We start from the raw sequence: 11,098 nt of genomic DNA on the forward strand, positions 1-11,098 counted from the left end.
GAGGGGATTGTCAAAGCAAAACATCGATTTTTAGTACAACATGCCAGTTATTCAGTCGCAGTGATGGAAATTCGTCATTTTATCACCTTATAACTGACCGATTTTAAGTAGAAATCGTTATAGTATTACGACTAAATCTGCCGTTCATCGGTTTCCGCTATTACACATATTGTTAACAAAATCGCCATACTCTTTTTTTACGCCTGTAAATTCCCTACAATCCTGCTCATTGCCTGCCAACAACTATGGGGATCTCATGGGCGCAACCAAACACAGTAAACTTCTTATTCTGGGCTCAGGCCCTGCGGGATATACCGCTGCGGTCTACGCTGCACGCGCTAACCTGCAACCGGTACTGATTACCGGTATGGAAAAAGGTGGTCAGCTGACCACAACAACAGAAGTGGAAAACTGGCCTGGCGATCCGCACGATCTTACTGGCCCGCTGCTGATGGAGCGTATGCACGAACATGCGACCAAATTTGAGACAGAAATCATTTTTGATCACATCAGCAAAGTTGATTTGCAAAACCGCCCTTTCCGTCTGACCGGCGACAGCGGTGAATACACCTGTGACGCATTAATCATTGCCACCGGCGCGTCAGCGCGTTACCTGGGCTTACCTTCAGAGGAAGCATTTAAAGGCCGCGGCGTTTCCGCTTGTGCCACCTGCGACGGTTTCTTCTACCGTAACCAAAAAGTTGCGGTGATCGGCGGCGGTAATACCGCTGTTGAAGAAGCGTTGTATCTGGCGAATATCGCGTCTGAAGTACATTTGATTCACCGTCGCGACAGCTTCCGTGCTGAGAAAATTCTTATCAAGCGTTTGATGGATAAAGTGGAAAACGGCAACATCGTGCTGCACACCCACCGTACGCTGGAAGAAGTGACTGGCGATCAAATGGGCGTAACCGGATTGCGCCTGCGCGATACACAAAATACTGACAACGTCGAATCACTTGACGTTGCGGGATTGTTTGTCGCCATCGGTCACAGCCCGAATACCGCCATTTTCGACGGTCAGCTCGAACTGGAAAACGGCTACATTAAAGTTCAGTCCGGTATTCACGGCAATGCGACGCAAACCAGCATTCCAGGCGTCTTCGCAGCCGGTGACGTGATGGACCATATTTATCGCCAGGCGATCACTTCTGCGGGCACGGGTTGTATGGCTGCGCTTGACGCAGAACGTTATCTCGACGGTCTGGCAGACGCTTGCAAATAAGTTTTACAAATCAGTAACAAAAGTAAAAAAGGCGACTATAAGTCGCCTTTATTTTTGCCTCGTTGTAACATTGTCCTGCCCAAAAATTCCAATAACTCACCTGCTAAGCGTGCAATGAATAAAACCCGTCAAAAAGAGCTGACCCGCTGGTTAAAACAGCAAAGTGTAATTTCCCAACGGTGGCTGAATATTTCACGCCTGCTGGGATTCGTGAGCGGCCTGTTAATTGTCGCTCAGGCCTGGCTCATGGCCCGAATTCTGGACCATATGATCATGGGCAACATCCCCCGAGAGGCGCTGCTGCTCCCTTTCATCGTGCTGATTTTGGTTTTCATCCTGCGCGCATGGGTTGTCTGGTTACGCGAACGCGTCGGGTTTCACGCCGGGCAACATATTCGCTTTGAGATTCGTCGCCAGGTTCTGGATCGCCTGCAGCAGGCGGGTCCGGCCTGGATACAGGGTAAACCAGCCGGGAGCTGGGCTACGCTGATCCTCGAGCAGATTGACGATATGCATGATTACTATGCGCGTTATTTGCCGCAAATGGCGCTGGCCGTATGCGTTCCTCTGTTGATTGTGGCAGCCGTATTTCCGTCAAACTGGGTAGCCGCGCTTATTCTGCTCGGAACCGCCCCGCTGATCCCGTTGTTTATGGCGATGGTCGGTATGGGCGCAGCCGACGCTAACCGCCGCAACTTTCAGGCGCTTGCCCGCCTCAGCGGTCATTTCCTCGATCGCCTTCGGGGTATGGAAACGCTGAGAATATTTGGTCGCGGTGAAGCCGAAACAGAAAGTATTCGCGCGGCATCACAGGATTTCCGCCAGCGCACCATGGAAGTCCTGCGCCTGGCATTCCTGTCATCTGGCGTCCTTGAGTTCTTTACGTCGCTGTCTATTGCGCTGGTTGCGGTTTACTTCGGTTTTTCCTACCTCGGCGAGCTCGACTTCGGTCACTACGGCATGGGCGTCACGCTGGCGTCTGGTTTCCTGGCGCTCATTCTGGCACCGGAGTTTTTCCAACCCCTGCGCGATCTTGGGACGTTTTATCACGCCAAAGCACAAGCCGTTGGAGCTGCAGACAGTCTGAAAACCTTTATGGAAACCCCGCTGGCGCACCCTGAGCGTGGTGAGATTGAGCTGGCGACGAAAGATGCCGTTTCAATTGAGGCGCAAGATCTGGTCATCACCTCGCCGGAAGGCAAAGTGCTTGCGGGGCCGCTCAACTTTACCCTGGCAGCAGGTCAACGTACGGTGGTGGTGGGGCGTAGCGGCTCCGGAAAAAGTTCGTTGCTGAATGTTCTGTCCGGCTTTCTTTCTTATCAGGGGTCGCTGCGGATTAACGGTTTTGAACTACGCGACCTGTCGCCTGATTCCTGGCGCAAACAGCTGTCCTGGGTTGGGCAAAACCCGCAACTCCCTGCCGCCACATTACGCGATAACGTACTGCTGGCACGGCCCGATGCCAGTGAAGAACAGCTTCAGGCCGCACTCGATAGTGCCTGGGTGAGCGAGTTTTTACCGCTGTTGCCGCAGGGCGTAGATACGCCAGTCGGCGATCAGGCGGCCCGACTTTCTGTTGGTCAAGCGCAGCGCGTGGCCGTGGCGCGCGCCTTACTTAATCCGTGTCAGTTGCTTCTGCTGGACGAACCCGCAGCCAGCCTTGATGCCCACAGTGAACAACGCGTGATGCAGGCATTGAACGCAGCATCGCGCCGCCAGACCACGCTGATGGTGACACACCAGCTTGAAGATCTTGCCGACTGGGACGCTATCTGGGTCATGCAGGACGGTCAGATCGTTGAACAAGGTAGCTGGGATGAACTTAGCGCTGCCAACGGAGCTTTTGCGACACTACTGGCTCATCGTCAGGAGGATATCTAAATGCGCGCTTTGCTACCCTATCTGACGCTGTACAAACGTCACAAATGGATGTTAACGCTGGGCATCGTTCTGGCGATCGTTACGCTGCTGGCAAGTATTGGCTTGCTGACGCTCTCAGGTTGGTTTCTGTCTGCTTCTGCGGTGGTCGGCGTCACCGGAATTTACAGTTTTAACTATATGCTCCCCGCAGCGGGCGTACGTGGTGCGGCAATCACCCGAACCGCAGGCCGTTATTTCGAGCGTTTGGTCAGCCACGACGCCACGTTCCGCGTGCTGCAACACCTGCGTATTTATACCTTTAGCAAGCTGCTACCGCTCTCCCCTGCCGGCCTGTCCCGCTATGGACAAGGTGAATTACTTAACCGCGTCGTGGCTGATGTCGACACGCTTGATCACCTTTATTTACGCGTTCTGTCTCCGCTGGTGGGAGCATTTGTCGTCATCATGGTGGTCACGCTGGGACTGAGCGTTCTCGATTTCACGCTGGCGGTCACCCTCGGCGGGATTATGCTGCTGACCTTATTCATTCTGCCCCCACTCTTTTATCAGGCAGGCAAGAGTACCGGGCAAAGCCTGACGCATCTGCGTGGGCAATATCGTCAGCAGTTAACTTCCTGGCTGCAGGGCCAGGCTGAATTGACCATCTTCGGCGCCAGCGAACGCTACCGCGCTCAAATGGAAGCCACCGAATTACAGTGGCATGAAGCGCAGCGACGTCAGTCCGAATTAACGGCACTGTCGCAGGCTATCATGCTGTTAATCGGCGCGCTGGCGGTGATTATGATGTTATGGATGGCCTCAGGCGGCGTGGGCGGCAACACTCAGCCAGGCGCGCTAATTGCGCTGTTCGTCTTCTGTGCGCTGGCTGCGTTTGAGGCATTAGCGCCTGTCACCGGCGCGTTTCAGCATCTCGGCCAGGTTATCGCCTCTGCATTACGCATCACCGAACTGACCGAACAGCAGCCAGAAGCCACCTTCCCGGATACCCAATCTCCGGTTTCTGAGCAGCTCACCCTTACCCTGCGTGAGGTTTCATTCAGCTATCCGGGGCAGACGCAAAAAGCACTCGACACCCTTTCCTTGCTGGCAAAACCCGGTGAGCACATCGCTATTTTGGGTCGTACCGGCTGCGGAAAATCAACGTTGCTGCAATTGCTGACCCGCGCATGGGATCCGCAGAGTGGCGAAATCCTGATTAACGATCGACCGCTTTCAGTCCTGAATGAAGCCACGCTGCGTCAAATCATCAGCGTCGTGCCACAGCGCGTACATCTGTTCAGCGCTACGCTTCGCGATAACCTGCTGCTGGCAGCACCGCACGCCAGCGATGAAGCATTATCCGCGATCCTGTGCCGCGTCGGGCTGGACAAACTGCTTGATGGCGATGGACTCAATGCCTGGTTGGGTGAAGGTGGTCGTCAGCTTTCTGGCGGCGAACTCCGTCGTCTGGCTATCGCCCGCGCCTTGTTGCACGATGCTCCGCTGATGCTGCTGGACGAGCCTACCGAAGGGCTTGATGCCACAACGGAAAGCCAAATGCTTGAATTAATTGGCGATGTGATGCAGGACAAAACCGTCCTGATGGTCACACATCGTCTGCGCGGATTGTCGCGTTTTGATCAAATAATAGTGATGGACAACGGACAAATTATTGAGCAAGGTAATCACGCAGATCTGTTAGCCAGGCAGGGGCGTTATTACCAGTTTAAGCAACGTCTGTAAGCTATTATTGAACGATCAAACTCGCGTAGTGGAGTTTCGCTGTCATGCGCCTGGTGCAACTGTCCCGCCATTCTATAGCCTTCCCATCACCGGAAGGCGCTCTACGCGAGCCTAACGGTCTACTGGCGCTGGGTGGCGATCTTAGCCCTGCCCGCCTGTTGATGGCCTACCAGCGCGGTATTTTCCCGTGGTTTTCTCCCGGCGACCCTATTCTGTGGTGGTCACCCGATCCGCGCGCCATTCTTTGGCCTGAGAACTTTCACCTCAGTCGCAGCATGAAACGCTTTCATAAAAATTCGCCTTATCGTGTGACGCTCAACTACGCGTTCGGTCAGGTGATTGAAGGCTGTGCGAACGATCGAGAAGAAGGTACCTGGATCACACACGATGTCGTGGACGCTTACCATCGTCTGCACGAACTGGGACATGCGCATTCAATTGAAGTATGGCGACAGAATGAATTAGTCGGCGGCATGTACGGCGTGGCGCAAGGTACGCTGTTTTGTGGCGAATCAATGTTCAGTCGTCAGGAAAATGCGTCCAAGACTGCACTACTTGTTTTTTGCACGGAATTTATCCGTCAGGGCGGAAAATTAATCGACTGCCAGGTATTAAATAGCCACACAGCATCCCTGGGCGCCATCGAAACCCCGCGGCGGGAGTACCTTGAGCAGCTGAGCATACTGCGTCAGCAGCGGCTACCGAGCCATTTCTGGATACCAAGGACGTTATTTTCGCCTCAGGGGTGAATGTTTTCGGCACATTTTTTGTCGGGGTGTTATAATTGTGCCGCAGAGTTGGTTTAGCCCATTACCCCGCCGCCGTTAAGGAACAGTTCGCGCCAGGCAACGCCTATCGTTTATCTCCTCGTTCCCTTACACGTTACGCTTTAAGTGCGGCTTTGCCGTGTGCGGTTAGAGTAATGCGCCAAACCCGATTTGCTGTGTTTTAAACGCACAAATCTTTACTTATTAAAAGAACTTCGGCATTATCTTGCCGGTTCAAATTACGGTAGTGATACCCCAGAGGATTAGATGGCCAAAGAAGACAATATTGAAATGCAGGGTACCGTTCTCGATACGTTACCTAATACCATGTTCCGCGTAGAGTTAGAAAACGGTCACGTGGTTACTGCACACATCTCCGGTAAAATGCGTAAAAACTATATCCGCATCCTGACGGGCGACAAAGTGACTGTTGAGCTGACCCCGTACGACCTGAGCAAAGGCCGCATTGTCTTCCGTAGTCGCTGATTGTTTTTAACGCCCGAATGGCGTCCAGATAATAAAAGGTCGGTTTAACCGGCCTTTTTTATAGGCTGAGGACAGGTATTTAATCCTCAATCATCCGCGCATATTCTTCTGTTAAGAAATCCACCAATGCGCGTACTGAGGGCAGTAATCCCCGACGAGACGGAAAGACTGCGTGAATAATCTCCCGCTTAGGCTCCCAACCATCGAGCAATGCCACCAGTTCACCCGCCGCTAATTGTTCTTTCACCATCAGTTGCGGCAGTTGTACAACCCCCACACCGGCAACCGCAGCTTCACGTAACGCCAGCATATCGGTGGTGATCATACGCGGCGTGAAATGCACCTCCGCCCGTGCGCCCTGTGGGCCAAATAACTCCCAGCGATGCACATGTTTACCCGATGCCAGACTCAGCCCCGGCCAACGGGTCAATTCCGCCGGAGAGTTGACCGCGCCCATTTGTTCAATTAATCGCGGGCTGGCATATAACCGGTGTCCCCTGTCTGCAAGTACCCGCATCACCAGGTCGCTATCCTCAAATGGACGAGGTCTGACGCGAATCGCCACATCCAGGCCTTCGCCTACCACATCAACGCGGCGGTTCGTCGCCTCAAGCTGCACGGAAACATCGGGATAACGGGCCATAAATCGGGCGAGCATTGGCCCAATATGCACATGCAACAACGTGACCGGACAAGTCAGTTTTACAACGCCGCGCGGCTCAACCTGTAAAGCCGCAATAGCATCCTGCGCCGCCTGCGCTTCCACCAGCATTGCCTTACAGTGTTCGTAAAATGTTTGTCCGACTTCAGTCACGTTAAACTGCCGGGTGGTTCGCTGAATAAGTCGAACCCCCAACCTCTCTTCAAGTTGCGCAATACGTCGGCTCAGTTTTGATTTCGGTTCATCAAGCGCACGTCCCGCCGCTGCGAATCCACCTTCCTCTACAACATGTACAAACCAGGCAAAATCATTGAGATCCGGCTTTGTCATTTTATTGTCCTATTTATGAGACAGTGAGGACCATTTTAGCGACTACTCAATTCGCTGTCATGAATATAAGCTTATTCACATCAAGACAACGCCACTGAGGAGACACAAATGAAACAAGTAACAGGCGTCTACACCGCACCTCGCCCACACTGGGTTGGCGATGGATTTCCGGTTCGCTCAATGTTCTCTTACCAGTCTCATGCAGAGCAGTTAAGTCCATTCCTGCTGCTGGATTACGCCGGTCCGCATACGTTCACACCGGGTAACGAAAAGCGCGGCGTCGGCGAACACCCTCACCGTGGTTTTGAAACGGTGACCATCGTTTACAGCGGCGAAGTTGAACACCGTGATTCAACTGGTCGCGGCGGCATTATCGGTCCCGGCGACGTGCAGTGGATGACCGCAGGTGCAGGAATATTACACGAAGAGTTCCATTCACCGGAATTTACCCGTCGGGGCGGCGAACTGGAGATGGTACAGCTGTGGGTTAACCTGCCGGCAAAAGACAAAATGGCCGCGCCGGGTTATCAGAGCATCACCAGCGATGTTATCCCCACGGTTGCTCTACCTGATGAAACAGGAAGCGTTCGCGTTATTGCGGGTAGCTACGAGGAAACCAAAGGGCCTGCACATACCTTTTCGCCGCTGAACGTCTGGGATATGCGACTACAACGTAATCATCAGCTCACGTTGTCTCAGCCGGAAGGATGGAGCACCGCACTGGTGGTACTGAAAGGCAATATCACTGTAAACGGGACCACGCCAGCCAGCGAAGCGCAACTGGTAGTGCTAAGCCAGCAGGGGAAAACGCTGCACATTGAAGCCACCAGCGATGCCATCGTGCTGCTGCTGTCTGGCGAACCGTTGAACGAGCCGATTGTAGGTTACGGCCCGTTTGTTATGAACACGAAACAAGAAATCGCTGAAGCTGTACGCGATTTTAACTCCGGCCGTTTTGGCCAAATCTGAATCGAAGGAGAAGAATATGTCCAGTCCTGCAAACTTTAATGGCTCACGTCCGGTTATCGATGTGAATGATTCCGTCATGCTGCTTATCGATCATCAGAGTGGGCTTTTCCAGACCGTCGGCGATATGCCAATGCCTGAACTTCGTGCACGTGCCGCTGCGCTGGCTAAAATGGCGACCCTGGCGAAAATGCCGGTGATTACCACGGCATCCGTACCGCAGGGACCTAACGGCCCGTTGATCCCGGAGATCCACGCCAATGCACCGCATGCCCAATACGTAGCGCGTAAAGGTGAAATCAACGCCTGGGATAACGAAGACTTCGTGAACGCGGTAAAAGCAACGGGTCGTAAGACATTGATTATCGCCGGTACGATCACCAGCGTCTGCATGGCTTTCCCGGCCATCAGCGCAGTGGCTGAAGGTTACAAGGTCTTCGCGGTGATTGACGCGTCCGGTACCTACAGCAAGATGGCGCAGGAAATTACCCTGGCTCGCGTGGTTCAGGCTGGTGTCGTGCCGATGGATACCGCTGCAGTCGCTTCTGAAATACAGGGGACATGGAATCGTGAAGACGCCGCTGAGTGGGCGGAAGTGTATACCAAAGTCTTCCCGGCTTATCAGTTGCTGATCGAAAGCTACAGCAAAGCCCAGGAAGTTGTGACCAACGGCGAAAAACTGGACTCTCAGCGTTAATCATATCCTCCGCGCCAGTCCGGGCGGGGGAATATGTACACTGCGTAACCAAACGAGAGTTAACACGTAAATTCTGCTTGACCGTTTTAGCGCAACTCCCTATAGTAGCGCCCCGTTGCCCCCCAAGCGGTCAGGCAGCAATACAATATGGTGAGGTGTCCGAGTGGCTGAAGGAGCACGCCTGGAAAGTGTGTATACGGCAACGTATCCGGGGTTCGAATCCCCGCCTCACCGCCATATTTAAAAGAAGAGCTCGTACGCAAGTACGGGCTTTTTTTCGCATATTGCATTTGCCGGATGCGGTGCAAGCACCTTATCCACCCTATGAATGACGAACAGCCTGTAGGCCTGATAAGCGAAGCGCCATCAGGATTTAAAAGAAGAGCTCGTACGCAAGTACGGGCTTTTTTTTCGCATATTTCACAGCCTGGCGGGGATGAGAAGCCCGGACCGGGTTCGACTACTGGCGCAGCGAGTTGGACAGACTGAGCGCACAGCGAACAGGCTGCCCGCAGGGCGAGCGAAGCGAGTCAATCCCCGCCTCACCGCCATATTTAAAGAAGAGCTCGTACGCAAGTACGGGCTTTTTTTCGCATATTGCATTTGCCGGATGCGGTGCAAGCACCTTATCCACCCTATGAATGACGAACAGCCTGTAGGCCTGATAAGCGAAGCGCCATCAGGCATAGCAGTTATTGTTTACAGAGCAGCGTTAACACTTCGTAATGCGCGGTGTGTGGGAACATATCGAAAAGCTGGACGCGTTCAATGCGGTACCCCGGCAACTGGTGAAAATCCTTCGCCATGGTTTGCGCATTGCAACTTGAATAGACAATAAAACGTGGCGCCATGCGGGAAAGAAAATCGCACAGCGGTTTGCCAATCCCACGACGCGGTGGGTTCACCAGCACCAGATCGGGTACTTCGTCCTGGGCGGTAGCAAACTGAGTCGAATCCAGCGCCTGAAAATACAGATTCTGCAACCCAAGCTCCTGCGCCGATTGTTTCGCACAGTTAATCGCCTCTGGCGCGATTTCAATACCTGTCAGTTTCATCTGCGGCGTGGCACAATGCAGACCAAAGCCCCCTACGCCGCAAAACAGATCCCACATATGAGTAACCGGAAGCTGACGCACCCAGTCGCGCGCGGTGGCATATAAATGCCCCGCCACCACTGGGTTGGTCTGGAAAAAGCTCTGCGGGCGTATCCACAACGGCACATTGTTAAAGCGTTCCGCCAGCGCCTGCTGCTCTGTCAGGAAGATTTCTGTCTCCCCTTCCATAATCGCCATATGCACCGGTTGAATATTAACAGTGATCACTTTTAACTGTGGCAATTGTGCCTGCAACCACGGTAGCGCTGCACGCAACTGCGCCAGTTTGGCGTCTGAACGCAGGACAAAGCGCAGCATCATACCGCCATCAAATCGGCTTTCCGTTAACAGCAGATATTTCAGCTCTCCGCGTTTACGAGCCACGTTATAGGGCGTTAACCCCGCCCGGGCGATAAACGGTTTGAGCGCGGCAAATACGGGCGCAAAAGAGGCGGGATAGAGCGGACAATCACACAAATCTTCCGGCGTACCGTCACGATGCAGCATCCCAAGCAGTGGTTTTTCCACGCTGCCGCTGACCACCATTTTGGCTTTGTTGCGAAAAGCGCGTTCCGGGCCGCTGACCGGCGCGCACCATTCTCCGACCGAATAATCAGTCAGCAGATTCTGCAGATCGGCTGTTTTTGAGAGGAGTTGATCGGCGACAGGCTGTGTTATCCACTGACAGGAGCGGCAGCGCTCAGCGTCATATAGTGCGCACTGCATACAAAAACCTATAAATTAACAGGGGGCCAATATTATACACGTTATTGCAAACGGAAGAACCGCCGACTGGACGCGGGAACAAACAGTAGCAGCAACACCAGCATATCCGGCAACTTTTGCATCACCAGCGTACTCAGGATCTCACGTCTGGACTCTCCCGCAATGCTGAACAGTTCCGGATAACCATAGCCCAACGAGGCCGCCCACAGATAAACGCTGGCGATAATCTGGGTCAACAGATAGACCCAACGCGCCCAGTTACGTCCTTTTACCAGCGAAAATGCGCAGTAGATTTCGATAAACAGCAGCGCCAGGCTACCCAGAAACACCAGCGTCAAATTCCAGGTCTGCACGCTGCGATGAATAAATTCGCTGGTGCCACGCAACCCTAGCGTATTAAAAATCATCAACAGATCGAGACAGCGGATCATGATAATAGCCAACGCCGCCACCTGCACCAACGCAGGGACGTTTAAGCGAGCATGTGATGTGGATGATTTCTTAAAAAATCCCAACGCGTCGTCTTCCATGAAAACGGCGCAA

10 protein-coding genes, 1 tRNA gene, 1 other RNA gene and 1 pseudogene are annotated in these 11,098 nt (G+C 53.4%); 10 read left to right on the plus strand and 3 right to left on the minus strand.

Annotation, left to right across the window (positions count from 1 at the left end; all coding sequences use genetic code 11):
• Positions 1 to 256 precede the first annotated feature (256 nt).
• The 6 genes and pseudogenes from trxB to infA all read left to right on the plus strand — a co-directional run bounded on the left by trxB (position 257) and on the right by infA (position 6,081).
• A complete protein-coding gene (gene trxB / locus FDW92_RS15500) occupies positions 257 to 1,225 on the plus strand; it encodes a thioredoxin-disulfide reductase (RefSeq protein WP_003831889.1) in 969 nt (322 codons plus the stop codon).
• Between the two features lie 114 nt (positions 1,226 to 1,339).
• Positions 1,340 to 3,106, plus strand: a complete 1,767-nt coding sequence (cydD, locus tag FDW92_RS15505) for a cysteine/glutathione ABC transporter permease/ATP-binding protein CydD (protein ID WP_042309494.1) — start codon at positions 1,340 to 1,342, stop codon at positions 3,104 to 3,106.
• Positions 3,107 to 4,828, plus strand: a complete 1,722-nt coding sequence (cydC, locus tag FDW92_RS15510) for a cysteine/glutathione ABC transporter ATP-binding protein/permease CydC (protein ID WP_137400658.1) — start codon at positions 3,107 to 3,109, stop codon at positions 4,826 to 4,828.
• A gap of 44 nt (positions 4,829 to 4,872) precedes the next feature.
• Positions 4,873 to 5,577 (plus strand): leucyl/phenylalanyl-tRNA--protein transferase, encoded by a 705-nt coding sequence (gene aat, locus FDW92_RS15515; RefSeq protein ID WP_042309498.1) that lies wholly within the window; start codon positions 4,873 to 4,875, stop codon positions 5,575 to 5,577.
• Positions 5,578 to 5,935, plus strand: a pseudogene (locus tag FDW92_RS15520) (hypothetical protein).
• A complete protein-coding gene (gene infA / locus FDW92_RS15525) occupies positions 5,863 to 6,081 on the plus strand; it encodes a translation initiation factor IF-1 (RefSeq protein ID WP_002211347.1) in 219 nt (72 codons plus the stop codon). The pseudogene FDW92_RS15520 and the gene infA overlap by 73 nt, the downstream one beginning before the upstream one ends.
• A 79-nt stretch (positions 6,082 to 6,160) precedes the next feature.
• Here infA and FDW92_RS15530 read toward each other — a convergent pair whose 3' ends face one another.
• A complete protein-coding gene (locus tag FDW92_RS15530; protein ID WP_042309500.1) occupies positions 6,161 to 7,072 on the minus strand; it encodes a LysR family transcriptional regulator in 912 nt (303 codons plus the stop codon).
• 108 nt (positions 7,073 to 7,180) lie between these two features.
• Here FDW92_RS15530 and FDW92_RS15535 point away from each other — a divergent pair, with 108 nt between their 5' ends.
• The 4 genes from FDW92_RS15535 (at position 7,181) to FDW92_RS15550 (ending at position 9,286) form a co-directional block, all read left to right on the plus strand.
• Positions 7,181 to 8,041: a pirin family protein gene (locus FDW92_RS15535; RefSeq protein WP_042309501.1), complete on the plus strand. Its 861-nt coding sequence runs from the start codon at positions 7,181 to 7,183 to the stop codon at positions 8,039 to 8,041.
• Positions 8,042 to 8,057: 16 nt separating this feature from the next.
• A complete protein-coding gene (locus FDW92_RS15540) occupies positions 8,058 to 8,735 on the plus strand; it encodes an isochorismatase family protein (protein WP_042309503.1) in 678 nt (225 codons plus the stop codon).
• 149 nt (positions 8,736 to 8,884) lie between these two features.
• Positions 8,885 to 8,972 (plus strand) — tRNA-Ser (locus FDW92_RS15545).
• 178 nt (positions 8,973 to 9,150) lie between these two features.
• Positions 9,151 to 9,286: non-coding RNA, RtT sRNA (locus FDW92_RS15550), on the plus strand.
• A gap of 141 nt (positions 9,287 to 9,427) precedes the next feature.
• Here FDW92_RS15550 and rlmC read toward each other — a convergent pair.
• Both rlmC and FDW92_RS15560 read right to left on the minus strand, forming a co-directional pair.
• On the minus strand, positions 9,428 to 10,555 hold the full coding sequence (gene rlmC / locus FDW92_RS15555) for a 23S rRNA (uracil(747)-C(5))-methyltransferase RlmC (protein WP_042309505.1): 1,128 nt from the start codon (positions 10,553 to 10,555) through the stop codon (positions 9,428 to 9,430).
• Between the two features lie 41 nt (positions 10,556 to 10,596).
• Complete coding sequence (locus FDW92_RS15560) at positions 10,597 to 11,085, minus strand: YbjO family protein (protein WP_042309506.1); 489 nt, start codon at positions 11,083 to 11,085, stop codon at positions 10,597 to 10,599.
• Between the last annotated feature and the right edge of the window lie 13 nt (positions 11,086 to 11,098).

This window comes from Citrobacter sp. wls706 (genome assembly GCF_005281305.1).
Classification (GTDB): domain Bacteria; phylum Pseudomonadota; class Gammaproteobacteria; order Enterobacterales; family Enterobacteriaceae; genus Citrobacter; species Citrobacter werkmanii.